This is a genomic window from Novosphingobium sp., from assembly GCF_965214355.1.
In the GTDB taxonomy this organism is placed as follows: Bacteria; Pseudomonadota; Alphaproteobacteria; order Sphingomonadales; family Sphingomonadaceae; genus Novosphingobium.
On record NZ_CBDCBI010000002.1, the window covers coordinates 1,853,085 to 1,879,121 of the forward strand.

Sequence of the window (26,037 nt, forward strand, 5' to 3'; positions counted from 1 at the left end):
AAAAGAAGATTCTTACCTACCCGGGGCGGCTGCACTCCCCGCCAGCAGCCCGCCATCAATTACAAATTCGGCCCCCGTCACGTAAGTCGCTTCGTCGGAGGCCAGCAGCATGGCAATGGCCGCTACCTCCGATGGCTGACCGAAACGCTGCAAAGGCGTGTCGGCTACGAAAGCCTGCATACGCTGCTCCAGCACTTCACCCTCCAGCCCGGCCAGCAGCGGCTGCCACATATCGGTCAGGATGGCGGCGGGAAAGATGGCATTGCAGCGAATCCCAAGTCTTTGCCCCGCGCAATAGAGTGCAACGGATTTGGTGTGGTTGCGGATTGCGGCCTTGCTGGCGGCATAGGCTGCCGCGCCGGGAATGCCGACGAGACCGGACCGGCTGGAGATGTTGATAATGCTGCCGCCATGGCCAGCCTGGCGCATTGCGCGGATGGCGTGTTTGCAGCCCAGGAAAGTGCCATGTGTGTTGGTTTCATGCACCGCGCGCCAGCTTGCCAACGTTGCGTGTTCCGGGTCGTGCGCGGCGGCGCCGCTCTCGAAGCCCGTAATGCCGGCATTGTTCACCACGATATCCAGCCGCTGATGTTTGCGCAGGATGTCCGCGGTGACGCGCTGCCAGTCGGCTTCCACGCGCACGTCCAGCACACACGCTGTTTCCGCTAAATCCGAAGCATAGACGGTAGCGCCCTCATCGCGGAACGCCTGCGCAATCGCAGCGCCTATCCCGTGCGCCGCCCCGGTGACCAGTGCAACTTTGGAGTCAAGCCTAAGCATTGGGTATCCCAAAACTGTAGAGAAGCTTTTTTAAATGGGGACACTTCACGTCTCACCCGGCTTCACGTCAAACCCCTCCCGCATAGGGCGTACGCAGATGCACCTGAACCGACATTCCCCAGATGGCCCGCCCACCGGGCCGTCTGAGACGCAGCCTACTCGCCGTCCGACGGCCTTTGCAACGGCGAAAGTGCCGGGACGGCGCCCGCGGCCAGCACCACCGGTCAGTGATTGCCGTCCGGCTGGAGATTCTGCTGGGTCGAGCGACAAATGAACGCAGTTCCCCTGCCGACAGTCAACGCAGGCAGTGACTGCGGCGCTCAGCATCGCGCCGGCGGCAGCGGACGCAGCGCCGCAATGGCGTCGAGGATATGCTGGAACAACCCGCGCGAGACCATGACCTCGGCCATCTGAAACGTGATCGACCGCCCGTGCCTGACGATCTTGGCGCCAATCTTGACCAGTCGGTCCCGCAAGGTGGTCATCGACCAATGGCTGACTGCCTCGGGTAAGGTCAGGGTGCGCAGGAAGTTGGCGAGGTTGTAGGCCAGGGCATGCAGTTGCAGCCGCACCGCGTTCGCGGCGAAGCGGTGGCAGGACAGGCGGGTCCACACGATCGCGTTCTTGCCTTCTTTGATGTGCTGCTCGGCCGTGCCGCGCTGATTGTAGAACAGCGTCACCCGCTCGGGCGGCCGGGTCATGTTGGTCACAATGAAGCCGACGCGCGGATATAACTCACCGGGGTGCCACTCGACCTTCGCCACCACTCGGCGGGACCTGGTCCATGACGCCGCCTGGTAGCTGAAGCTGGCGTAGTAGCGTCGCACGGCATGCGGCGGTCGTCCCACCGGGCGCTTCAGCAGCCACCCGATCCGCTCCTGCAGGACCGCGTTGGCCGGAAGCCGGATCGTATATTTGTAGCCCTCGGATTCCAGAAATTCATAGATACCTGGATTTGCATAGCCGGCATCGCCGCGGAAGTAGCGGCGCTTCATCGTCTGCCGGTAGCGCGCCGTCACCGGCTCCAGCACATTACGCCAGCCATCGGCGCTGTGCACGTTGCCGGGACGGAGTTCGCAGCGCTCCAGATCGCCGAATTGGTTGAACACGAACAGCGGGTGGTAGCAGGTGCAAGCGTAATGGCCGTTATAGGCGCTGCCTTCCTGCATGCCGTGGGTCTCGCTGACGCTGCTGTCCATGTCGAGCACGATCGTCGTCTGCGGACGGCGCGCATGCACCCGGTCGATCCAGGCCCCGGACAGATCGGCCAGGGCGGCGAGGTTGGCCTCGCTGGTCAGCCACTCTGTTTCGAAGCGGCCCATCTGGCTGGTCGATGCAGCTTGCCGATCTAGCCCGGTGCGATCGACCACGGCACGCATCGCCGGATCATGGGCAAGACGTTCGGCATCGTTCACATCCTCATAGCCGGCGAGGCGGCCGAACACCGATTGGCGCAGCAGGCCAGTCAGCATGTGCCGAGTGTTCTTGCCGCGCCGGCACTCCGACAACGCCGCGCCGGCCAGATCGGAGAGGCCGAGCGCGTCGTCCAGTTCCCGGTAGGCCAGCAAGCCGGCGTCGGAGGTGATCCGGCTGCCGTGGAATTCCAGCGTCAGTCTCCGGTCGAAATCGACCCGCAGAGACCCATCATCCGATTCACCCGCTGGGTGTTCCATCGACGCGCGCCCTCGTTGACGACAATACGCTGATATTTATGCCAGATTCGGCCCTCCTGTACAAGGAAATCCGCACTCATCCGGGAAATCCGGGTTTTAACCATCCGTTTTTCAACAACTCCGCTCATGCTGAGCCTGTCGAAGCACACGCGCTGACACCCGCCGAGCAGGAACAAAACTGCGCAAATTCATGCGTCGCGCGCGTCATTAGCTTCGCTGGCCTTCGGCCCACGGGTTCAGGATGAGCGAGATTGCTATTTTGAGCGCTCACGCGACTTGTGTGAATCTCGTAGCCTTCAGGGGGGGGCTTTATAGGGTGTTCGGGTTCTATAGTCTGCCGCTTTCAGGCACGGTTGTCTGTCAGTTCGGCGTCGAGCTGCTCGATCTGGGTACGGCCGGCGACGATGATCTGATAGCAGCGGTCGATCGTGGCGCGGGTCGTCGCCGAAATATTGTCGTCCTTGAGCGCGCGTTCGAACTCTTCCTTCAGGTAGTTTTCGCCGCGCCCGATTTCCTTGACGATCGCTGCGTCGCCGCCGCCGATTGCGACGCGCAGGTCTTCGAAGCGGCGGTGGATCGTCGCCGCTGCGGACCCGAAATCGTTAGGCTCGCCGCCCAGAGCCCGGCTCTGATCCTGAAGCAATGTAACGATCGAGCGCCGTTCGTCGGCCAGGGCGGTCAGAAGTTCTGCAAATATGCCCCCTGCGGCTTTTTGCGCAGAATGTTCATAGCCTTTGACACTGTCGATGGTCGTGACAATCAGGTCGTCGAGCTTGGAGATTTCTGTGTTCAGGGACATCGTTGATTCCTTTGCAGTAAAGATCGCTGGCTTGCGAAAATCAAGATCGAAATGCGTTCATCAATCACCACTATACCGCCGGCAACGCACGATGTTCCGTGCGTAAATCGTTATTATAGTTAGAGAAAATCTAATAATTCTGGTTAATTAGCGGTTACGGGAATGAACCATGCGTATTCGTCTGTGTGCTCCATCGACGCCATTCAATCCGGACGACGCGGCGCGCGTCGTCGCGCTGGCGGGCGACTATCCGGGCGTGACGCTTGATTTTCATCCGCAGTGTTTTGCATCGCAGGGGCATTTTGCCGGGGCCGATGACATGCGGCGCGATGCGTTTGCCGAATGCGCCAATGATCCCGCCTGCGACGCGGTGTGGTTTGCGCGCGGAGGGTATGGCGCGGTGCGGATGGCCGAGGCGGGGATTGCGCGATTGGGCGAAGCCGCGCGGGGCAAGCTGTATCTGGGGTATTCGGATGCCGGGACGATGCTGGGCGGGTTGTATCGTGCCGGCATCGGGCGGCCGGTGCATGCGCCGATGCCGTCCGATATTCGCCGTGACGGGGGCGAGGCGGCGGTGCGTCGCGTGTTGGGGTGGCTGTCGGGCAATGGCTCCGGGGTGGAGGCGGGACTTGATTCGCGGCCGGTGGCGGCATTCAACCTGATGACTTTGGCGATGCTGGTGGGAACGCCGCTGATGCCTGATCTGGCGGGGCATGTCGTGTTGATCGAAGAGGTGGCCGAGCATCTGTATGCGATCGACCGGTTGCTGTTTCATGTCACCGCGGCGCTGGCGGAGGCTGGCGCGGTGGGTATCCGCCTCGGGCGGATCAGCGATGTGCCGCTCAACGATCGCGAATTCGGGATGAGTGCCATGGCCATGGTGCAGGACTGGTGCGCGCGGCGCGGGCTGGAATGGCTGGGGCATGCGGACATCGGGCACGACATTGATAACGCGATAGTGCCGTTTGGCCTTGCCGAGCGCGGGCGCGGCTCGTAATCCGCGCGGCGTAATTACAGGACACAAGACACATGCGCGCATTCGTTTTTCCGGGTCAGGGCAGTCAGAAGGTTGGCATGGGTGTGGAACTGGCCGGCGCAAGCTTGGCCGCGCGCGAGGTGTTTCAGGAGGTGGACGAAGCGCTTGGGCAGAACCTGTTTGCGATCATGTCCGAGGGACCCGAAGACCAGTTGCTGCTGACCGAGAATGCGCAGCCCGCGATCATGGCGCATGCGATCGCGGTGTTGCGCGTGCTGGAAAAAGAGGGCGGGATCGCGATCGGCGATGCATGCGATTTTGTCGCCGGGCACAGCCTGGGCGAATATACCGCGTTGTGTGCCGCGGGCGCGTTTACGCTGGCCGATACCGGGCGGTTGCTGAAATTGCGCGGGCAATCGATGCAGGCGGCGGTGCCGGTGGGCGTGGGCGCGATGGCGGCACTGCTGGGTGCCGACATTGCCAAGGCGACTGCGCTGGCCGAAGCGGCGGCGCAAGGCGAAGTGTGTACAGTCGCCAATGACAACGATCCGACGCAAGTCGTGCTGTCGGGGCACAAGGCGGCGATCGAGCGGGCGATCGCCATGGTCAAGGATTTCGGGATCAAGCGCGGCGTGTTGTTGCCGGTATCGGCGCCGTTTCACTGCCCGCTGATGGCGCCTGCTGCCGACGCGATGGCCGAGGCGCTGGGCAGGACGCCGCCGCGATCCCTGTCGGTAACGCTGATGGCCAATGTCACGGCCGCGCCGGTGACCGATCCGGCGGAGATTTCGCGGTTGCTGGTCGAACAGGTGACCGGGCGGGTGCGGTGGCGCGAAAGCGCGCTGGCGCTGGGTACAGCGGGTGTGGATCAGTTCGTCGAACTGGGCGGTAAAGTCGTGGGGCCGATGATTTCGCGCACGCTGGCGGATGTGTCGATTACGAGCGTAGCGTCGATGGCCGACATCGAAGCCTTTGCGAGGGAGCTGTAAGTATGGAAAACCGTCTTTTCGACCTGACCGGCCAGACCGCACTCGTTACCGGCGCTGCCGGCGGAATTGGCTCGGCGATCTGTCACGCGCTGGCGCGGCAGGGCGCGCGGATTGCGTTGTCGGGTACCAATTCGGCGAAGTTGCGCGCCTTTCGCGAGGAACTGAACGAGACATATGGTCATGACCATGTCGAGATCACGTGCGATCTAAGCCAAGCGGAGTCGGTCGAGCGCCTGGTGCCGGCGGCGGTCGATACGCTGGGCAAAGTGGACATCCTGGTGAACAACGCCGGGATCACCCGCGACGGCCTGATCATGCGGATGAAGGATGACGACTGGGACCAGGTGATCCGGGTCAATCTCGAGGCGGCGTTCCGGCTGATGCGCGCGGCGGCGCGGCCGATGATGAAGGCGCGGCATGGGCGGATCATCACGATTACCAGCGTGGTGGGCGCGACGGGCAATCCGGGGCAGGCGAACTATGCCGCGGCCAAGGCGGGTCTGGTCGGGATGTCGAAATCGCTGGGGCAGGAATTGGCCAGCCGGGGGATTACGGTCAATTGCGTGGCGCCGGGGTTTATTCGCACGGCGATGACCGACGGATTGCCCGATGCGCAGAAAGAGGCGTTGAACGGGCGGATCCCGATGGGGCGCATGGGCGAGGGTGAGGATATCGGTGGCGCGGTTGCCTATCTGGCCAGCCGTGAGGCGGGGTATATCACCGGGCAGACGCTGCACGTGAATGGCGGCATGGCGATGATGTCTTGAGGCATTTATTGCTCCCCTCCCCTTCAGGGGAGGGGCCGGGGGTGGGGGCTCTCGGTTATATTCCACGTTTGCAAAGGTGTTGGCGAGTGGGGCGCGGCCCCACCCCAACCCCTCCCCTGAAGAGGAGGGGCTTTCTGTTGTCTGTCGGGCTTGCGTTGTTTGCGACCTCTGCCCACGCGCGGCCGCCGGAGGGGTTGGCCTGCGCGTTGCAGGCGGCGCCGGCGGGGCTCGATGCGCGGGTGGCGGATGTGTTGATCAGCCGTGATGACGACCGCGGCAAGCCGGCGCTGGATGAAGTGCGCGCGCTGAGCGATGTGTGTGCGCAGGACCAGTTCATGGGGCCCAAGCAGCGCGATGCCTATTACCTGTACGTGATCGGGCGGATGGGGCGCGATGTGATCGATACGCGGCTGACAAAGGTGGGCCTGCCCTCGGCGGTGATCGACAAGGCGCTCGATATCGGGCCGGGCAATACGAACAACCCGGCGCCAAAAGTTACCGAGGGCGATTTGCGGATGGTATCGGACGGTATGCGCGATGCCGGCCATGATCCGGCGAAAATCACACCCGAGGGCTGGGGACTGATCAATGCGTGGATACTGGCCACCAGCAATATGTTCGACGGCCTTCGCGACGTGGACTGATTTGGCGGCAAATCCCCGGAATTATGCACAGCTTCGATCCCGGGCCGGTCCATGACGCTTGCGCGCAAGTGCGGCGCGGTTATGGAAGGTGGTCCGAATTTGCGCCATTTCGTGCGCGAATCTGCGCCTGGACCGAGGGATCGAGACGATAATGAAGGCGACTATCGAACGCGCGACTCTGCTGCGCTGTCTGTCCCATGTCCAGTCGGTCGTAGAGCGGCGCAACACCATTCCGATCCTGTCGAATGTGCTGATCGATGCTGCGGCGAGCGGCGCGGTCAAGCTGACCGCGACCGATCTCGATCTGCAGATCATCGAGGCGATGCCCGCAGCTTCGGTCGAACAGGCAGGCGCGATCACGGTTTCGGCGCACCTGTTGTTCGACATCGCGCGCAAATTGCCCGACGGATCGCAAGTCAGCTTTGAAACCGCCGACAACAAGATGGTGGTCAAGGCCGGGCGCAGCCGGTTTCAGCTGCCCACGCTGCCGCGCGACGATTTTCCGATCATCGTCGAGGGCGATCTTCCGACCAGTTTCGAACTGCCGGCCAAAGTGCTGGCCGAACTGATCGACCGCACGCGGTTTGCGATTTCGACCGAGGAAACGCGGTATTATCTCAACGGCATCTTTTTTCACGTCAGCGATGACGTGCTGAAGGCCGCCGCCACCGATGGCCACCGCCTGGCGCGATATACCCTGGCGCGGCCCGAGGGTTGCGAAGGCATGCCCGATGTGATCGTGCCGCGCAAATGCGTGGGCGAATTGCGCAAACTGCTCGACGATGTGCTCGACACCAATGTGCTGATCGAATTGTCGGCGAGCAAAGTGCGGTTTACGCTCGGCGGGGAATATGGCGTCGTGCTGACCAGCAAGCTGATCGACGGGACGTTCCCCGATTACAGCCGCGTGATCCCGACGGGCAATGACAAGCTATTGCGGATCGACCCGCGCGCCTTTTTCGAAGGCGTTGATCGCGTGGCGACGATTGCCACCGAAAAAACCCGCGCGGTGAAGATGGCGCTCGATGCCGATCGCGTCACGCTTTCGGTGACGAGCCCGGACAATGGTACGGCGGCCGAAGAAGTGTCAGCAGATTATCATGCGGCTGGTTTCGAGATCGGGTTCAACGCCAATTATCTCAAAGACATTCTCAGCCAGATCGATGGCGATATCGTTGAATTGCATCTGGCCGACGCCAGTGCGCCGACGTTGATCCGCAAGGATGACAAGTCGCCGGCGCTGTATGTCCTGATGCCGATGCGGGTGTAACAGCCATGCCGCTCCCCTTCGGGGAGGGGGCATTTCTTGTCAGCTCCGCGCGGCGATCATATCGCCGACCACCACGAACTTTTCACGCGGTGAGTCCGTGCGGGCGCGGCCGGTTTCGGCGGTTTCGATGCGTTTCCAGTCGTCGAAGCTGACGGTGTCGAGCCCGCGCGCCTGCACCAGCGCGTCGAACCCGGCGCGGCCTGATCGCGCAGGCCAATCGCCGGACTCCAGATCCGTCGCGATGCGCTCGATCACGGCATAGCCGTCGGGCCGGTTGGTCCCGATCGTGCCCGAGGGGCCCCGCCTGGCCCACCCGACGCAATAGAGACCTGGCTGGATAAACCCGTCGACATTGGCAAAGCGACCGGCGCGATCGTCGAACGGGACATCGGGGATCGGCGCGGTGCGATAGCCGATGCAGCTGACCAGCAGCGCGGCCGGAATGCGCCGGACGATCCCGGTGCCGACCGGCGCGCCATCGACCATCCGCGTCTGTTCGACGTCGATCGCCGCAATCGTGCCGTCCTCGCCCGCGACGATCGCATGCGGCGCGGCGTAAAATACGAAATCGATCGGCACGCGGCCCGGTTCTTCGCGGTCGTGGTTTTGCGCAAAGGCGCGCAGCTGCGTCACCGATTTGCGGATGCCCGGTTCCAGCGCAGCGTCGTCGGCCAGCGGTGGCAGGTCATCGGGATCGACACGCGGGATGGCGCGGGCCAGATGGCCGAGCTCGCCCAGCTCCTTGGGCGTCATCATGATCTGGTGTGGCCCGCGCCGGCCCAGGATGACGATGCGGTCGAGCGCGCTGGTGCTCAGCCGGTCGAACGCGTGGCCGACGATGTCGGACCCGGCAAATTCGTCGCGCGTCTTGGCCAGGATGCGCGCGACGTCGAGCGCGACATTGCCCATGCCGATCACGACGGCGGTACCGCTGGACAAATCGGGATCGAGCAAGGCAAAATCGGGATGACCGTTGTACCAGCCGACAAAGGCCGCGCTGCCGAACACGTTGCCGGATGTGTCACCGGGCAGCGCCAGCGGCCGGTCGCTCGGGGCGCCGGTGGCCAGCACGACCGCGTCATAGCACGCGGTCAGATCGGCGATCGTGATGTCGCGGCCGATTTCGATATTGCCGCAAAACCGGATGTCGCCCGACAGCGCGGTCGTTTCATAGCGCCGCGATACCGCCTTGATCGACTGATGGTCGGGCGCGACACCGCTGCGGATCAGGCCATAGGGCACCGGCAAGCGGTCGATGATGTCGATCCGCGCCGCGTCGCCCCACCGTTTCTGCGCCGCCTCTGCCGCGTAATATCCGGCCGGGCCTGATCCGACGATTGCGATATCCGGCATGACCTGATCCGTTCCGGTTTTTGAGGAAAAGCTGATGCACTGGCCAGGCTAATCGAGAAAGTCGCCGACCGCTTGCGCAAACCGTTCGGGCTGAGTCAGCATGAACAGATGACCGCCACCGTCGGACAGCTCGATCCGGCTGCCGGGAATCGCGTTGTGCAGGAAATGCGCGTTGGACACCGGGATGAACTGGTCTTCGTTGTCGGCCATGACCAGCACCGGCAGCGACAGCAGCGGCAGGAACCCCGCGCTGGTCCATCCTGCAAAGGCCGCGACCTGATAGGTGTAGCCCAGCGGTGAGGGGGCGGTTGCGGCATTGAGCGACACCTGACCCGCGCCGCCGCCGTTATAGACCATCGCCAGATTGCGCCGCAGGGCTGCCTCGACCGTGTATTCCTTCGGATCTAACAGATGGTTCATCATCGCCGCCCCGGCGGGCATCATCACATTGCCCGACGATGTCGATGCCAGGATCAGTCGCCGGATGCGCGCGCGGTGCTGAAAGGCAAACTGTTGCGCAACCGCGCCGCCCCAGCTGATGCCCAGCACATCGACCTGATCGATATGCATCCGGTCGAACAGCGAGGCCAGTGTCAGTGCGATCTGCGCGATGGTATAGGGAAAGATCGGATCGGGCGATTTGCCGATGCCGGGCATATCGACGCTGATCAGGTGGCGGCGGGGCATCCGGTGCGCCAGCGGCTCCAGCATCTCGATATTCATGCCGATGCCGCCCAGGATGACCAGTGGCGGCATGCCCGGTGCTGTGCCGCCGGCATCTGCATGCCATTGCCCGATTCGCAGGCGCCGGCCGGCCACGCCGACATCGGTAAATGCCGCAGTGCAGGCGTTTGGGCGGCTTTTTGTCTGGCTGGTCATGGCGCGGGGGACGGCCCTTTTGCGGTTGCGGGCGTCCTTGCCCGCTCCGCGCCGGTCTAGCGCGCCGTGGGCACCGTGGCCACCGCGGCGTGACGTGCCGTTTCGGGACGAATGCCTGCGGTGACGCGGCGCATTGGGGCGTGAACGGTAAAACCGGTGGAAAACGTCGATTCCCGCCGGCTTTTTCCATGCAGATCCGGCGCGGGTTAACCCTTTCTCAAAGCCGGCCGGGCCATCGCTTGCTGCATGGATGAGCCGGATCGCAACACGACGCAACGCAGGGCCGGAGACACGGGGGGCCGTGATCCGGGCGATGTCGCGCGCACCAAAGCATTTGCCCGTACCCGCCGCGAGCGCGGAGAAAGCCTGGGCGCAGGCAAGGCCGGGTTTGGTTTCCAATCCGGGTCCTCGCTGCATCGCAGCCTGGTCGCGCCCGAATGGTGGCAGATGGCATTGCCGATGGTGCTGGGCGTGGGCATCCCGGCTGTTGCCGATCATATGGTCTACCGGGGATCCGGTGGCGCGACCGACATGATCTCGCCACTGGTGGCGATGCTGGGCGCGCTGCTGACGCTGACGGCGCGATCGATCAAGCGGCTGGATCATACGCTGCAAGCGATGACGCAACGGCTGGGCCTGGTTGCCGCGATGATCGCGATCCCGATGTTTGCGTATGGCTGGGGCATTGCGCACTGGGCGCAAACGGGCGGTAACCAATGGGGGCACGCGCCCTGGTTGCAGGCGATGGCGGCACTGATCAGCGTATCGCTGCTGGCGATGATCGTCCAGTCCGGCCGGCTGGCCGGGCTGTTGTGCGGGCAGGTGGCGATGTGGTCGGCGGTGACCTGCGTCGTGTCGCCCCTGACCGGCATCATCGTCACTATCGTCGCCATCGCAATCGGAGGCATGGCCTTTGCCCGCCAGCACGATATCGAACAGACCGAACAAGCCAGATCGCAGGACGCGGCGCGGGCGCAAGCCCGCGCGCAGGAAATACTCGCCGATTTCGAGGAAACTGGGCAGGGCTGGTTCTGGGAAACCGACCGGCGCGCCACGATCCTGTATGTGTCGGCGCCGGTGGCGGAACTGCTGGGCCGTACGCCGGATGATCTGGTCGGGCGGCCGCTGTCCGATCTGTTTCAGCTCGACGAACAGATCGCGGGCCAGGTGGCGGGCGCGCCGGGCAATCGCACGGAACGCACGCTGACGTTTCATCTGTCCGCGCGGTCGAGTTTCAGCGACCTGGTGGTGCGCGCCGCGATCCGCGATGAGGAACGCTGGTGGGCCATCACCGGGCGGCCGATTTACGACACATTCGATAATTTTCAGGGTTTTCGCGGGTCGGGCGCCGATCTGACCGAGCGGCGCCGCACGCAGGAACACGTGTCGCGCCTTGCCCATTTCGATTCGCTGACCGGGCTGTCGAACCGGTTCTTCATGTCGCAGTCGCTGGAAAAAATCCTGGTCGCGCCGCAGGAGCAGCAGCGCGCGGTCGCGGTATTCCTGATCGATCTCGACCGGTTCAAGCAGGTCAACGATACGCTGGGGCACCCCGCCGGCGACCAGTTGCTGAAACAGGTGGCGCAACGGCTGGAGCGCGGCGTCGGCGCGGCAGGCCGCGTCGGGCGTCTGGGCGGCGATGAATTTCAGATCATCTTTCCAGGCCGCATCGAACGCGCGATGCTGGCGCAGATTGCCGCGCATGTGATCGAAAGCCTGTCGCAGCCCTATGGCCTCGATGGCGGGCGGGTGATGATCGGCGCATCGGTCGGCATCGCGATTGCGCCCGATGATGGCGTGACGAGCGAGGCGCTGGTGCGCAATGCCGACCTGGCGCTGTATGCGGCCAAGGACGGCGGGCGCGGGCGCTATCATTTCTACGCCGCCGACCTGCACAGCGATGCCGAGGAGCGGCGCCAGCTGGAAAGCGACTTGCGCGATGCGCTCGCGCTGGGGCAGCTGGAGCTGTATTATCAGCCGGTGGTGCAGACCACGACCGAAAAGATCACCGGGTTCGAGGCGCTGCTGCGCTGGAAGCATCCCGAGCACGGGTTTATTTCGCCGGCCAAATTCATTCCGATTGCCGAAGATGCCGGCCTGATCACGCAGATCGGCGAATGGGCGCTGCGCCAGGCGTGTCTCGACACGGCAAAATGGCCCGAAAACGTGCGGGTTGCGGTCAACGTGTCGCCGCTGCAATTTGCCAACCCGGCGCTGCCGGGAATCGTCACCAGCGCGCTTGCCGCCGCGCAGATCGATGCCAGCCGGCTCGAGCTGGAAATCACCGAAAGCGTGTTCATCAACGAGGATGAAAGCAACGACGCGATGTTCCGCGCGCTCAAACGCATCGGCGTGCGGCTGGCGCTCGATGATTTCGGCACGGGGTATTCGTCGCTCGGCTATCTGAAAAAGGCGCCGTTCGACAAGATCAAGATCGACCAGTCGTTTGTGCGCGGCGCGACCGAGCCGGGTAGCCGCAATGGCGCAATCATCGCCGCGATCGTCAGCTTGGCCGAAGCGCTGAACATGGAAACCACGGCCGAAGGCGTCGAGACGCTCGACGAGCTCGATCTGGTACGCCTGCTCGGGTGCAGCCATGTCCAGGGCTTTATCTACGAGCGGCCGCTGTCGGCGCAGGCCGCGCACGAACGGCTGGGCAGTGGGCTGGTCGCGATTGCGCGGGGGCCGCGTGCGGCGCGGGCACTGCGCCAGTCGATCCTGCGCCGCGTCGTGCTCGAACATGGCGGCCACAATTACGAAGCCAACGTGCGCAATATCAGCGCGACCGGCGCTCTGGTCGAGGGGCTGCGCAATGTGCCGGCCGGCACGGTGTTCCGCATCCATTTGTCCGACGGCCATGTGGTGACCGCAAGCGCGCGCTGGGCCGAGGAAGACCGCCTGGGCATCGAATTTTCGCATCCGCTCGAACTCGACGAAACCGGGCGGATCGCGATCATCACCGCGCGCACGAACCGCCGCGTGGCACCATCGGCGGCGTATGGCGCGACGGTGGACATGCCGAACCGGCGGGCGGGGTAAGGCCCAATCCGGCGCCGGCCATGACGAGGCTACGGCATTCACACAAGTCTTTTAACCATCAGTTTTCAAACACCATCCGCTCATGCTGAGCCTGTCGGCCGAAGGCCAGCGAAGCTAATGACGCGCGCGCCGCATGAATTTGCGCAGTTTTGGTCCCCGCTCGGCGGGGGTCAGCGCGTGTGCTTCGACAGGCTCAGCATGAGCGAGGTTATTTTTTGGTCGCTCACGCGACTCGTGTGGATCCCGTGGCACGACGGGGGGGTGGGGCAATGATGCGCACGCAAGCATGATGACACACCCGTGCCGCGCTGCTAACGCGCGCGGATGACCGAACTCGCGCTGATCCGCAATTTTTCCATCATTGCCCATATCGACCATGGCAAATCGACTCTGGCCGACCGCCTGATCCAGTATACCGGCGGGCTGACCGAGCGCGAGATGTCTGCGCAAGTGCTCGACAACATGGATATCGAACGCGAACGCGGGATCACGATCAAGGCGCAGACGGTGCGGCTGGATTACACCGCGCACGACGGCAAGACCTACCAGCTGAATTTGATGGACACGCCCGGCCACGTCGATTTCGCCTATGAAGTCAGCCGCAGCCTCGCCGCATGCGAAGGCGCGTTGCTGGTGGTGGACGCAGCGCAAGGCGTCGAGGCGCAGACGCTGGCCAATGTCTATCAGTCGATCGAGCATGATCACGAGATCGTGCCGGTGATCAACAAGATCGATTTGCCCGCGGCCGAGCCCGAACAGGTACGCGCACAGATCGAGGATGTGATCGGCATCGATGCCAGCAATGCGGTGCTCGCCAGCGCCAAATCGGGCATCGGTATCGCCGAAGTGCTCGAAGCGATCGTCACGCGCATCCCGCCGCCGGGCGGGGATCGCACGGCGCCGTTGCAGGCGATGCTGGTCGACAGCTGGTACGATCCGTACCTCGGCGTTGTCATCCTGGTGCGGATCATCGATGGCGTGATCCGCAAGGGGCAGCATATCCGCTTCATGGCGGGCGATACCGAGCATCTGGTCGACCGCGTCGGCTGCATGCGGCCCAAGATCGAGCAGCTCAACGAGCTGGGGCCGGGCGAAATCGGCTTTATCACCGCGCAGATCAAGGAAGTGGCGCAGGCGCGTGTCGGCGACACGATCACCACGGTCAAGGGTGGCGCGACCAAGGCGCTGCCGGGGTTCAAGGAAGTCCAGCCGGTCGTGTTCTGCGGGCTGTTTCCGACCGATGCCGCCGATTTCGAGAAACTGCGCGATTCGATCGGCAAATTGCGGCTGAATGACGCCAGTTTCAGCTTTGAAATGGAAACCAGCGCCGCATTGGGCTTCGGCTTTCGCTGCGGTTTCCTGGGCCTGCTGCATCTCGAGATCATTCAGGAACGGCTGAGCCGCGAATACGATCTCGACCTGATCACCACGGCACCGAGTGTCGTCTATCGCCTGTCGATGACCGATGGATCGACGCAGGAGCTGCACAATCCGTCCGACATGCCCGACCCGGTGCGCATCGACACGATGGAAGAACCGTGGATCAAGGCGACGATCTATACGCCCGACGAATACCTCGGGTCGATCCTGAAACTGTGCCAGGACCGGCGCGGCATCCAGACCGGGCTGACGTATGTCGGCGGCCGGGCGCAAGTGAATTACGAATTGCCGCTGAACGAAGTGGTGTTCGATTTCTATGACCGGCTGAAATCGATCAGCCGCGGCTATGCCAGTTTCGATTACGAGCAGATCGGGCTGCGCGAAGGCGACCTGGTCAAGATGAATATCCTGGTCAACAACGAGCCGGTCGACGCGCTGAGCATGATCGTGCACCGCAGCCAGGCCGATGCGCGGGGCCGTGGCCTCGTCGAACGGCTGAAAGACCTGATTCCGCGCCACATGTTCAAGGTGCCGATCCAGGCCGCGATCGGTGCCAAGGTGATCGCGCGCGAGACGATCGCCGCGCTGCGCAAGGACGTGACTGCCAAGTGCTATGGCGGCGACATCAGCCGCAAGAAGAAGCTGCTGGACAAGCAGAAAGAAGGCAAGAAGCGCATGCGCGAATACGGCAGCGTGCAGATTCCGCAGGAAGCGTTCATCGCCGCACTGCGCATGGGCGAGGAATAGGCAGCTTCCCCAACCCTGCACCCGTATGCTGTGGGCTGTGAACGCAACTGCCCGTTGCCGAGGTGTCGAGGGAGGACTTGCGGCAACGGGCAGGCATTCGCGAACGGTATATCAGGCGCACATACGCGCACACGATGCGCGGCCATGACCGGTTCGCTATGCACGAAAGGCCCAAGTTTTGCGGCCTCGGACCTTTCGTTAGCGGGGTGCCTCATCGCCGGGTGGGCCGGCGGGTTCGGCATACTCACGAAGTGAATTACGTCCACGCCGGCAAGGCGGATGCACCCGGGACCAAAAAAAAGGGTCTTGCCTTGGCCAACCCGGTATTGTCACTGCGAAAGCAGCGTGCCGGTCTGGCGGGGCGCGATCATTTCGACGGGAACCGGGCTTGGCCACGACATTTCAGCAGCACAGCGAAGTTTCGCCCGTACCCGCCGGCTCGATGGCGATCGCGGCGATGTCGACGATCGTCGAATGGTATGATTTCACGCTGTATCTCTATTTCGTCACGGTGCTGGCGCGGGTGTTCTACGGTGGCGGGGCGGGTTCGGTCGGGCTGGCGCTGGCGGGCTTTGCGATTTCGTATCTGATGCGCCCGCTCGGCGCGACGGTGCTGGGGGTCTATGGCGATCGGCACGGGCGGCGCCGAGCGATGATGGTGTCGATGGCGATCATGACGGTCGCGATGGCACTGATCGCGGCTTTGCCCACGCGCGCAATGGCGGGGCCCTTGGCGGGCTGGCTGCTGCTTGCCTTGCGCTGTGTGATGGCGTTTGCGGTGGGTGGGGAATACACCGGTGTGGTGGCCTATCTGGTCGAAGGCGCGCCGCCGCCCCGACGCGGGCTGGTGGCATCGCTGGCCTCTGCGGCAAGCCAGATCGGCGGCTTGCTCGCAGCGGGGGTCAGCGCGGCTGTCGTGTTGTCGTTTTCGCCCGACACGCTGGAAAATTGGGGCTGGCGCGTGCCGTTCCTGATCGGTGCCGTGCTGGCCGGGATGATCTGGATCGCGCGGTCGCGCATGGCCGAGTCGCCCGAATTCACGACCGCCCAGACCGCCGGTGAAATCGCCGCAAACCCGTTGGCGCTGGCGCTTGGCGCCGAACGCGCCGGGGTCTTGCGCGGATTTTCGATCTCATCGCTGGGGTCGATCTCGTATTATGTCGGCATGACGTTCATCCCGGCGTTTCTGGTAGCCAGCGGCGCCATGGCCGAGGGGCAGGCGCTGGAGTTGTCGACGCTCGCTGCGCTGATGTACATCGCGGTGTCGCCGATCGCCGGCATGGCATCCGACCGGTTCGGTCGCAAGCCGGTGATGATCGCGATTGCGCTGACAGGGGCGGTGACGTCGACCGCGCTGTTTCCGGTCATGGCGCATGGCGGCACTGCGCTGGCGTTGTGTGGTGCGCTGGTTCTGGCCGCGACCAGTGGATCGTGGAGCGCGGTGGCCGCATCGACTACGTCCGAACAGTTTTCCAGTTCGGCCCGGCTGTCCGGCCTGGCTTTGGGCGTGACCTCGGCGACGGCGGTTTTCGGCGGATTGTCCCCGTACCTGGCGCAAAAGGCGATCGGGTTCACCGGGGGCGCCTGGGCGCCGGGCGCGATGATCGCGGTGGTTGCGGCCTGCGTTGTGCCGGTGCTGGCGACGATGCCCGAAACCGCGCCGCGCGTTCTTGCACGCAAGGCCAGGCCAATTTTGGGTTGACCGCGACCCGCCTTGGCGACACGACATGCCGATGATCGACACAGCTCTTTTCCGCAGCGTGCTAGGCGCCTATCCGACCGGCGTTGCCGTCATCACCGCGATCGATGCCGATCAAAAACGCCACGGGCTGGTCGTCGGATCGTTTTCGTCGATCTCGCTCGACCCGCCGCTCGTCGGGTTTTTCCCGGACAAGCGGTCGCAGTCCTGGGCGCAGATCGCGCCGATCGGCCGGTTCTGCGTCAATGTTCTCGGATCCGATCAGCTCGATCTGTGCCGCCGGTTTGCCGCGCGCGCCGATGACAAGTTTGCCGACCTGGCGCACGGGTCTACGCCTTCGGGCCAGCCGCTGCTGGAAAACGCGATTGCGTGGATCGATTGCTCCGTCGAACGCGTGACCGATATCGGCGATCACTATCTGGTGGTCGGCGCGGTCGAGGCGCTGGGGCGCCGCGATACCGGCACACCGCTGCTGTTTTTCAGCGGGCAGTATCACGATCTGGCCGAGCTTCCTGGTTAAGCCTATCCCGTTCCGGGCAGGAAATAAGTATGCGGCCGGTGCGTTAGCGGCTGCACAACACGGTGTTACCGGCTAATTCGGCAGGCGAGCTCACCTGCAGGAATCCGTCATGAAACCCATTGAAACCATCATGCGCACCGCGCCGGTCATTCCCGTGCTGGTCATCGAGGACGCAGGCCACGCGCTGCCGATCGCGCGCGCGCTTGTCGCAGGGGGCCTGCGCGTGCTCGAAGTGACGATGCGCACGCCTGCTGCGCTCGATGTCATCCGTGCGATGCGCAAGGTGCCGGGCGCGATTGTCGGCGCGGGCACCGTGCTCAATGCCGATGACCTGAAGGCCGCGATCGACGCCGGCGCGGAATTCATCGTTTCGCCCGGGCTCACGCCGAAACTGGGCGAAGCAGCGATCGCAGCGGGCATCCCGTTTCTGCCGGGTACCGCCAATGCGGCCGACATCATGCTCGGGCTCGATCTGGGGCTGATGCATTTCAAATTCTTCCCCGCGGCAACTTCGGGTGGATTGCCCGCGTTGAAGGCGTTGGCCGCGCCATTCCACATGGCCAAATTCTGCCCGACCGGCGGGATCAATCTGGCGAGCGCGCCCGAATGGCTGGCGGCCGACCCTGTGCTTTGCGTCGGTGGCAGCTGGCTCGTGGGGCAGGGTACGCCCAATGAATCCCTTATCGAAGCTGCGGCACGTGACGCGGCGGCCTTGCGCGGCTAGAAACGCAGATGCAGCACGCGATTGCTGCAACGCAACGCGCATAAGGAATGGTGTTTCCATGAAAACGGTCCAGGCGTTGCGCGAAAGATTGACCCTGCTGCACCAGCGGACCGCGGAAACGCCGCTATTCAATCCGGTGTTCCAGCTAAGCCACGATCTGTCGCGCGAACTGGAAGCGGGCAAGCTTGCACTGCCCGAGATCGAGGCGATCGTTGCCGAGCTCGAATGCGATGCCCTGCAAACCCGCGCCGCGCGGTTGCGCACGCTGGTCGCGCCGACCGAGCCGGAAGAGAACCTGTCGCGCGTTGTTGCGCTGCTGAACGAGGAAGACGGGTTTGCGCAGTTTTGCGAACGCTGGCAGCGCCCGCTGTTGCATGCCGTGTTCACCGCGCATCCGACATTTCTGCTGAACCCCGGCGATGCCGATGCCGTCGCCAGCGCGGCGCTGGCCGATGACCCACGCGCCGCGACCGTGTGCGCGGTGCCTGGGCCCGGGCCGCAGATCACGCTGGCCTATGAACATGCCGAGGCCATGGCCGCGATCGAGCGCGCCGGCGTCGCGCGCGATCGCATCACCATGCGGTTGCTGACGCATGCGCGGTCACGCTGGCCGGGGCGCTGGCTCGATTTCCAGCCGTTGCCGTTCCGGTTTGCGACCTGGGTCGGCTATGACATGGACGGGCGGACCGATATCGGCTGGAGCACGTCGATCCTGTTCCGGCTGCGCGAAAAAGCGCGCCGGTTGTCGAGCTATGCCGCGTGGCTGACGACGATCGATGCTGGTCATCCGCAATTGGCGGTGCTGCTCGCGGGGCGTGACCAGGCGGCCGCAATGGCCGACCTGTTCGATCAGCCGCTGACCGATCCGGCTGTCTTGTCCGATGTTGCCAACCGCATGACCGCCGATGATCCTGCGCGGCTGCTGTCGTTGCAACCGGTGATTGCGGCGCTGGCGTCCGACGCGCGCGGTACCCAGGGCGATGCCGCGATCGGCTATGCCGCGCTTGCCGCCGCGATGCGCGCCGATGGCCTCGGCATGGGCTGGGTGCATTTTCGGGTCAATTCGTCGCAATTGCACAATGCCCTGCGCCGGCGGATCGATCCCGACGGCACGCTCGATCTGGGCAGCCGCGGCGCGCTGTCGCGCCTGCGCGAACTGCTCGAGGCGGAACAGCCGTTGCGCATCAATTTCGGTGCGCTCGCGCTCGAGACCTCGACCGCGATGCGCCAGTTCCTCGTGATGGCGCAGATCCTGCACCATATCGATGCCGATGCGCCGATCCGCATGCTGATCGCCGAAAGCGAGCAGCCGCAGACCGTGCTGGCCGCGCTGTATTTTGCGCGGCTGTTCGGCATCGAGCGCAAGGTCGACGTCTCGCCGCTGTTCGAAACCGAAACCGCGCTCGAACACGGCGGCCGCTTTCTGGATGCGTTGCTGGCTGAGCCTGCCTACCAGGCTTATGCGCGGGTGCGCGGGCGGGTCTCGATCCAGACCGGATTTTCCGACGCGGGGCGGTTTCTGGGCCAGATCCCCGCCGCGCTTGCAATCGAGCGGTTGCAGGGGCGGCTGGCCGAAGCGATGCGCGCGCACGCGCTCACCGATGTTGCCGCGCTGGTCTTCAACACCCATGGCGAAAGCATGGGGCGCGGCGCGCATCCGTCGGGGTTTGTCGATCGGTTGTCATGGCCGCTCAGCCGCTGGGCGCGCAGCCGTTTCGTCCGCGCCGGCATTACCCTGGAGGCCGAAGTCACGTTTCAGGGCGGCGACGGTTATCTGTTTTTCCGCAACGACGATCTCGCGCTGGCGACGCTGACGCGCATTGCCGAGGCGCAGACCGCGCTGTCGGGCGAATACACGCGCGATCCGTTCTACGATCGCACCGATCGCAGTCTCGATTTCTACCGCTCGATCCGCCGGGTGCAGCGCGAATACCTGGGCAGCGCGACGTACGCGCGCGCTGTCACTGCATTCGGCCTGGGCATGCTGAAAGGCACCGGCAGCCGCGTGTCGCGGCGCCAGTCCGACATCAACGCCGACCGTTCGATGAGCCTGCGCCAGATTCGCGCGATCCCGCACAACGCGATCCTGCAACAGATCGGCTATGCCGTGAATGTGATCGCCGGCGCCGGCACGGCGGCGGGCGACGAAATCGAATCAATTGCCGATCTGCTGGCCAGTTCCGAGCGCGGCAACCAATTGGTGCGGTTGCTGCGCGCGGCCAATGGTATCGCGTCGATCAAGACCGTGGGTGCGTTCGGGGAGCTGTTCAATTCGGCCTATTGGGCGAGCCGTCCCTATCGCGGCACCGAAACCGCGCTGGAAACCGGATGCCTGGCGCTGGCCGAACATCTGACCAAGGACGACCGCGCCGGCGTATTCCGCCGGCTGGTTTCGCGGTTGCGCGTCGACTGGATGAAACTGCACCGGCTGCTGTCGATGGTGCCCGGTGCGCCGGTCGGGCGCGATGCCGCTGCGGACGATGCGCGGCGCACGATCGGCCTGTTGCAAGCCGTGCGCCTGACACTGCTGATGCATATGTTCCTGCGCGCGGTCCAGGTGCCGCCGTTTTCGCGCGCGAACGATATCAGCCGCGAGGATGTGCTGGAAATGGTGCTGTCGCTGCGCATCGACGATGCACTGGCGCAATTGCGCCGCGCCTACCCGGTCATCGAGCCCGATCTTGGCGATTTCCGCCTGGACGAGCCGAGCGATTATCCCGATGACAAGGCGGAAGACTACAGCGCGATCCGCACGCGGTTTATCGATCCGATCGAGCGCGCGCATGCGCTGAATATCCGCATTGCCGTGGCGATCGCGAATTATTTCGGCGCGCATGGATAAGGGAAGATGGCCTCAGGCAGCCAAGGGGCAAGGGCGCTTTTTTTCGTCTTCCCGGGCTTGACCCGGGATCCCGCTTTTTCGCGCCACGCACAATAAGCGGAACCCCGGGTCAAGCCCGGGGAGACGAAAATCGCAGAGACTACTTCGGCGCCAGGACCATCAGCATCTGGCGGCCTTCCATGCGGGGGAAGGCTTCGACTTTGGCCAGTTCCGCTACATCGTCCTGAACGCGGCGCAACAGGTTCATGCCCAGTTGCTGATGCGACAGTTCGCGACCGCGAAAACGCAGGGTGATCTTCACCTTGTCGCCATCTTCGATGAAGCGCGACACATTGCGCATCTTCACGTCATAGTCGTGATCGTCGATGTTGGGACGCATCTTGATCTCCTTGATCTCCTGCGTCTTCTGGCTCTTGCGCGCCAGGTTGGCCTTTTTCTGGGCCTCGTAGCGGAATTTGCCGACATCGAGATATTTGCACACGGGCGGATCAGCGTTCGGCGACACTTCCACGAGGTCGAGCCCGACTTCCGCAGCCTGGTCGATCGCTTCGCGCGTGTACATGATTCCAAGGTTTTCGCCGTTTTCGTCGATCACGCGCACTTTGGGCACATTGATCATCAGATTGAAGCGAGGCCCGCTCTTGACGGGGGGCGCCATCATGCGCCGGGGAGGGGGAGCTATGTTCAGTTCTCCGGTTGTGGATACGAATGGGTGAAATTAGGTCAGCGCTCATAACACATCGCGCCAACAGTTAAAGGGCGAAGCGTGTGTTCTGGCAATTCGTTCGCCCTAGCCCGGAAATGGTTATCAAACCGCGTAAATTCAAGCAGCGGCGCGCCACAGGGCGAACCGCGCGACGCGCCCGGCGGCAGGAATAAGCGCATCGCCAAACCGCGATGGCTCCAGCGCGGCGCGGATGACCGGCGCGCCCGCGTCGAGTCCCCCGGTCAGCGTGCCGAATGCGGGCAGCACCATGCGCGTTTCGCTGGCCACCACACAGGCGCGGGTGATCGCCCGCCCGCGCTGAACGACTCGCAGTTTCGGGTGGAAATGCCCGGACAGTTCGGGCCGTGTCTCACCGGGCCGCGCTTCGTGGCGCAGCACGACGCCAGCGACCGTGGTTTCGATCAGATGCGTGCCGGGCAGGGCCGGGCAATCGGGAGCGGACCCCTTGATATCGTGGTTGCCGGTGATCCAGACCCAGTCGGTTGCGCGAGTCAGCGCAGACAGCATGCCCGTGGCGTGATCGTCCAGCCGTTCGGGCCCTGCGGCATCATGAAAATTGTCGCCCAGGCAGAACACGCGGCGTGCCCCTGTCATGCGCAGCGCACAGGCCAGCCGTTCGAGCGTTTCGCGGCTGTCGTATGGTGGCAGCATCTGGCCGGTGCGTGCGTAGAAACTGGCCTTTTCCAGATGCAGATCGGCGACCAGCAGCGCGCGTTCCTCCGCCCAGTACAGCGCGCGCATGGCGTCACCACCGGTGCCGAGCGCAAACTCGTGATCGATAAAGCCGAACGGTGCGAACGAAACGGGAACCATGATCATCCCTTGCCGTATCGTCCGGGGCTTGGCAAGGCCCGAACCATGCAGGACCAAAACGCCCGAGCCCCGACATCCGCCGACCGCGCTGCGATCCCGACAAGCCTGCTTTGCAGAGCGGTGCGAACGTGATGGCGATTGCGCACGATCCCGGCACCGCGCCGTTGGGGCAAGGCTTTCATGCGATAGCGCCCGGCGATCTGGCAGCGGTGGTGACCGCATTGGAAATGCGCGAAATGCCCGCGGCGCTGCGCCGGCCGGGGATCGAGCCCGATGTGCCGCTGCAACTGGAACGCTGGACCGATTGTGCGCCCGAGCGGTATCGTCTGTTGTACAAGCGCGTCGGCGCGCCGTGGCTGTGGTGGTCGCGTCTGGCGCTCGATGATGCCGCGCTGATGGCGATTATCCACGATCCGGCCGTTGAACTGTACGCTGTCACCGATCGCGCGCGGATCGAGATCGGCATGCTCGAGCTGGATTTCCGCACGCCAGGCGCATGCGAAATCGCGTTTTTCGGGTTTGTGCCAAAGGCGACGGGGCATGGCTTCGGCAGGTGGCTGATGCGCCGCGCGCTGCAACGCGCGTGGACAGGTGCGGTCGAAAAGGTGTGGGTGCATACTTGTACGCTCGATGGCCCCGGCGCCGTGGCATTCTATGTAAGACAGGGTTTCGTGCCCCATTCGCGCTTCGTCGAGGTGTTTCGCGATCCGCGTGCGGCGGGGTTGCTGGGCGCCGATCTGGGCGCATTGCACCCGCTGATCGTCGACTGAACCAGCAGAATCCTTCCCGTGCCGGGGAGCATTTGTGGATTTATGCACCCTTTTTCCTTGCCCTCGGGCACGCTTGGCCCCCATCTTGGGTGACCATGTTGCGCCAGTACGAACTCGTCGAGCGTGTGCTCGCTTATGCCCCCGATGCGGACGAGGCGATGCTCAATCGCGCCTATGTCTATACCGTGCAGAAACACGGCACGCAGAAGCGCGCGAGCGGGGATCCGTATTTTTCGCATCCGGTCGAAGTCGCCGGCCTGATGACCGAGCTGAAGCTCGATCAGGAAACGATCATGACCGCGCTGCTGCACGACACGGTCGAGGACACGCTGGCCACGACCGAGGAAATCGAGCGGCTGTTTGGCCCCAATGTGGCGCGCATGGTCGACGGCGTGACCAAGCTTTCCAAAATCGAAACGATGACGGAAAACGAGCGCGCCGCCGAGAACTTGCGCAAGTTCCTGCTGGCGATGAGCGCGGATCTGCGTGTCCTGCTGGTCAAGCTGGCCGACCGACTGCACAATATGCGCACGCTCCATTTCATCCGCAGCGAGGACAAGCGCCGGCGCATTGCGCGCGAAACGATGGAAATCTATGCCCCGCTGGCGCAGCGCGTGGGCATGTACGAATACATGCGCGAGATGCAGTTGCTGGCGTTTCAGCAGCTCGAGCCCGATGGTTATGCGACGATAACCGGGCGGTTGGAGGCGATCCGCGCGGCGGGCGAGGGCCAGGTCGATGCCATCGCGCTGGAGATAAAGCAGGCGTTGGCGGGCAAGAACCTGCGCGTCGAAGTCGCCGGCCGCGAAAAGCACCCCTATTCGATCTGGAAGAAAATGGCCGAGCGCCATGTCTCGTTCGAACAGATCACCGACATCATGGCGTTTCGCGTGCTGACCGATGACGAAGACGCCTGTTACGTCGCGCTGGGCGTGTTGCACCGCACGTGGCAGATGATCCCGGGGCGATTCAAGGACTATATCTCGACGCCCAAGCGCAACGGGTACAAAAGCCTGCACACCACGCTGATCTACAACAATGCGATGCGTGTCGAAGTGCAGATCAAGACCGGCGACATGCACCAGACCAATGAATTCGGCCTGGCCGCGCATTGGGCGTACAAACAGAGCGGGGCGAAGCCCGACGGGCAAGTCGGCTGGTTGCGCGATCTGGTCGAAATCCTCGATGCCAGCAGCGATCCCGAAGAGCTGCTCGAAAACACCAAGATGGCGATGTATCAGGATCGCATCTTTGCCTTTACTCCGAAAGGCGCGCTGTTCCAGTTGCCCAAGGGCGCCACGCCGATCGATTTTGCCTTTGCGGTGCACACCAATCTGGGCGCCGTGGCGGTCGGGGCCAAGATCAACGGGCGGCATGTGCCGCTGCGCACGACGCTGAACAATGGCGATGTCGTCGAAATCATCCGCAGCCGCACGTCGGAGCCGCAATTGTCGTGGCTGTCGTTCGCCGTCACCGGCAAGGCGCGTGCGGCGATCCGCCGCGCCGTGCGGCAGAAGGAGCGCGCCGATATCGCTGCGACCGGGCGCAAGCTGTACGAGGAAATCATCGAGCGCCTGCCCGCCAAAGTCGGCAAGAAAATGCTGAGCGAAGGCATCCGCCGGCTGAAATTCAGCGGCGAGGACGAATTGATGATCGCGATCGGCCAGGCGCGCGTGACCGACCGGCAGGTCATGGAAGCGCTCGTGCCCGGCAGCGTCGCGCAATTGCCCGCAGGCGAAGACTGGCCGCAGGATGCCTGGCCGCGCCAGAGCCGTGCGATCGTGGTGCGCGGATTGTCGCCCGGCGCCGCATTCACGCTGGCGCCGTGTTGCCATCCGGTGCCCGGCGACCGGATCATCGGATTGCGGCGCCCGGGCATGGGGGTCGAAGTCCATGCGATCGATTGCCTCAAGCTGGCAGACGGGGTCGACGCCGACTGGATCGATCTGTCATGGGATACGCGGACCGATGGTGCGATTGGTCGCCTGCGCGCCGAACTGTATAACCGGCCGGGCACTTTGGCGGAAATGGCCGGCGTGTTTGCGCACAACCACGCCAATGTCGTAAACCTGGAAATGACCCAGCGCGAAAACCCGTTTCATACCTATATTGTCGACTTGGAAGTGCGTGATCTGGCGCATTTCACCCGGATCCTGACCGCGCTGCGCGGCAGCGATGCCATCGCGGATGCCGAACGGATCTAGGTTCCCGAAATACAGGTACTTAGTGCTGGTACGTACCCTTCTACCGAAACAGCTTAACGTCCCGGGGGTAAAACCCAAGCAATCGTTTGCGGCACCGGAAAGTTGAAAGATGTACACGGCCATGGACCACGAGAGTTCGTTTTCGGCGCTGACGGCGGATCATGGTGCGGACCGGGGCTGGCACATCAGCTTTCGCCTGACACCGGGCATGCGCTCGATGGGTTTCGATCCGCGTGACATGCTGGGTGCGCTGGCCGAAATGGGTGTGTGCCAGATTATCGGCCGCAACGAGCCGGCGCATATCCATGGCGATGCGGGCCTGCGCCCGATCGGGTGGGACATGGTGCTGGTCGGCAATACCACGCGCGCGGCGATAGAGGATGTGTTCCTGGGCATGCCCGCCGCCATGGAACTGGTGATCCAGCAGATTCACTAGCGCGTG

Annotated in this window: 21 protein-coding genes; 14 read left to right on the forward strand and 7 right to left on the reverse strand. The window is 63.8% G+C overall.

What is annotated here, in order from left to right; translation table 11 throughout:
- Positions 1-12: 12 nt before the first annotated feature.
- From ACOOE2_RS09035 to ACOOE2_RS09045, 3 genes are all read right to left on the reverse strand, one after another.
- Positions 13-780 (reverse strand): SDR family oxidoreductase, encoded by a 768-nt coding sequence (locus ACOOE2_RS09035; RefSeq protein WP_420382684.1) that lies wholly within the window; start codon positions 778-780, stop codon positions 13-15.
- Between the two features lie 320 nt (positions 781-1,100).
- The gene (locus tag ACOOE2_RS09040) at positions 1,101-2,453 is read right to left on the reverse strand and encodes an IS1380 family transposase (protein ID WP_420382685.1); all 1,353 of its coding nucleotides are present in this window, start codon (positions 2,451-2,453) and stop codon (positions 1,101-1,103) included.
- Positions 2,454-2,796: 343 nt separating this feature from the next.
- On the reverse strand, positions 2,797-3,252 hold the full coding sequence (locus ACOOE2_RS09045; protein ID WP_420382686.1) for a PA2169 family four-helix-bundle protein: 456 nt from the start codon (positions 3,250-3,252) through the stop codon (positions 2,797-2,799).
- Positions 3,253-3,421: 169 nt separating this feature from the next.
- On the opposite strand from ACOOE2_RS09045, the gene ACOOE2_RS09050 reads away from it, so the two are divergent.
- The 5 genes from ACOOE2_RS09050 to dnaN all read left to right on the forward strand — a co-directional run bounded on the left by ACOOE2_RS09050 (position 3,422) and on the right by dnaN (position 7,898).
- Positions 3,422-4,249 (forward strand): LD-carboxypeptidase, encoded by an 828-nt coding sequence (locus tag ACOOE2_RS09050; protein ID WP_420382687.1) that lies wholly within the window; start codon positions 3,422-3,424, stop codon positions 4,247-4,249.
- Between the two features lie 32 nt (positions 4,250-4,281).
- A complete protein-coding gene (gene fabD / locus ACOOE2_RS09055; RefSeq protein ID WP_420382688.1) occupies positions 4,282-5,217 on the forward strand; it encodes an ACP S-malonyltransferase in 936 nt (311 codons plus the stop codon).
- Positions 5,218-5,219: 2 nt separating this feature from the next.
- Positions 5,220-5,984 carry a 3-oxoacyl-ACP reductase FabG gene (gene fabG, locus ACOOE2_RS09060; RefSeq protein WP_420382689.1) on the forward strand — a complete coding sequence of 255 codons (765 nt, stop codon included), beginning with the start codon at positions 5,220-5,222 and terminating at the stop codon, positions 5,982-5,984.
- Positions 5,985-6,121: 137 nt separating this feature from the next.
- Positions 6,122-6,628 (forward strand): hypothetical protein, encoded by a 507-nt coding sequence (locus tag ACOOE2_RS09065; protein WP_420382690.1) that lies wholly within the window; start codon positions 6,122-6,124, stop codon positions 6,626-6,628.
- A gap of 151 nt (positions 6,629-6,779) precedes the next feature.
- Complete coding sequence (gene dnaN / locus ACOOE2_RS09070; RefSeq protein WP_420382691.1) at positions 6,780-7,898, forward strand: DNA polymerase III subunit beta; 1,119 nt, start codon at positions 6,780-6,782, stop codon at positions 7,896-7,898.
- Positions 7,899-7,937: 39 nt separating this feature from the next.
- Here dnaN and ACOOE2_RS09075 read toward each other — a convergent pair whose 3' ends face one another.
- Positions 7,938-9,251: an FAD-dependent oxidoreductase gene (locus ACOOE2_RS09075; protein ID WP_420382692.1), complete on the reverse strand. Its 1,314-nt coding sequence runs from the start codon at positions 9,249-9,251 to the stop codon at positions 7,938-7,940.
- Between the two features lie 48 nt (positions 9,252-9,299).
- Complete coding sequence (locus ACOOE2_RS09080; RefSeq protein WP_420382693.1) at positions 9,300-10,130, reverse strand: alpha/beta fold hydrolase; 831 nt, start codon at positions 10,128-10,130, stop codon at positions 9,300-9,302.
- Between the two features lie 246 nt (positions 10,131-10,376).
- On the opposite strand from ACOOE2_RS09080, the gene ACOOE2_RS09085 reads away from it, so the two are divergent.
- The 6 genes from ACOOE2_RS09085 to ACOOE2_RS09110 all read left to right on the forward strand — a co-directional run bounded on the left by ACOOE2_RS09085 (position 10,377) and on the right by ACOOE2_RS09110 (position 21,081).
- Entirely contained in the window at positions 10,377-13,169 is a 2,793-nt protein-coding gene (locus tag ACOOE2_RS09085) for an EAL domain-containing protein (protein WP_420382694.1), read from the forward strand.
- Positions 13,170-13,493: 324 nt separating this feature from the next.
- Entirely contained in the window at positions 13,494-15,296 is a 1,803-nt protein-coding gene (gene lepA, locus ACOOE2_RS09090) for a translation elongation factor 4 (protein WP_420382695.1), read from the forward strand.
- A 442-nt stretch (positions 15,297-15,738) separates the two neighbouring features.
- Positions 15,739-16,998, forward strand: coding sequence for an MFS transporter (locus ACOOE2_RS09095; protein ID WP_420384584.1), 1,260 nt, complete (start codon positions 15,739-15,741; stop codon positions 16,996-16,998).
- A gap of 31 nt (positions 16,999-17,029) precedes the next feature.
- Positions 17,030-17,515 (forward strand): flavin reductase family protein, encoded by a 486-nt coding sequence (locus ACOOE2_RS09100; protein ID WP_420382696.1) that lies wholly within the window; start codon positions 17,030-17,032, stop codon positions 17,513-17,515.
- A 109-nt stretch (positions 17,516-17,624) separates the two neighbouring features.
- A complete protein-coding gene (eda, locus tag ACOOE2_RS09105; RefSeq protein WP_420382697.1) occupies positions 17,625-18,239 on the forward strand; it encodes a bifunctional 4-hydroxy-2-oxoglutarate aldolase/2-dehydro-3-deoxy-phosphogluconate aldolase in 615 nt (204 codons plus the stop codon).
- 58 nt (positions 18,240-18,297) lie between these two features.
- A complete protein-coding gene (locus ACOOE2_RS09110) occupies positions 18,298-21,081 on the forward strand; it encodes a phosphoenolpyruvate carboxylase (protein WP_420382698.1) in 2,784 nt (927 codons plus the stop codon).
- A 139-nt stretch (positions 21,082-21,220) separates the two neighbouring features.
- Here ACOOE2_RS09110 and infC read toward each other — a convergent pair whose 3' ends face one another.
- Positions 21,221-21,742: a translation initiation factor IF-3 gene (infC, locus tag ACOOE2_RS09115; RefSeq protein ID WP_420382699.1), complete on the reverse strand. Its 522-nt coding sequence runs from the start codon at positions 21,740-21,742 to the stop codon at positions 21,221-21,223.
- Positions 21,743-21,904: 162 nt separating this feature from the next.
- A complete protein-coding gene (gene pdeM, locus ACOOE2_RS09120) occupies positions 21,905-22,621 on the reverse strand; it encodes a ligase-associated DNA damage response endonuclease PdeM (RefSeq protein WP_420382700.1) in 717 nt (238 codons plus the stop codon).
- A 131-nt stretch (positions 22,622-22,752) separates the two neighbouring features.
- Between pdeM and ACOOE2_RS09125 the strand changes: the two genes are divergently transcribed.
- The 3 genes from ACOOE2_RS09125 (at position 22,753) to ACOOE2_RS09135 (ending at position 26,031) form a co-directional block, all read left to right on the forward strand.
- A complete protein-coding gene (locus tag ACOOE2_RS09125) occupies positions 22,753-23,391 on the forward strand; it encodes a GNAT family N-acetyltransferase (RefSeq protein ID WP_420382701.1) in 639 nt (212 codons plus the stop codon).
- A 95-nt stretch (positions 23,392-23,486) separates the two neighbouring features.
- On the forward strand, positions 23,487-25,595 hold the full coding sequence (locus ACOOE2_RS09130) for a RelA/SpoT family protein (RefSeq protein WP_420384585.1): 2,109 nt from the start codon (positions 23,487-23,489) through the stop codon (positions 25,593-25,595).
- 109 nt (positions 25,596-25,704) lie between these two features.
- The gene (locus tag ACOOE2_RS09135; protein ID WP_420382702.1) at positions 25,705-26,031 is read left to right on the forward strand and encodes a hypothetical protein; all 327 of its coding nucleotides are present in this window, start codon (positions 25,705-25,707) and stop codon (positions 26,029-26,031) included.
- Positions 26,032-26,037: the final 6 nt, after the last annotated feature.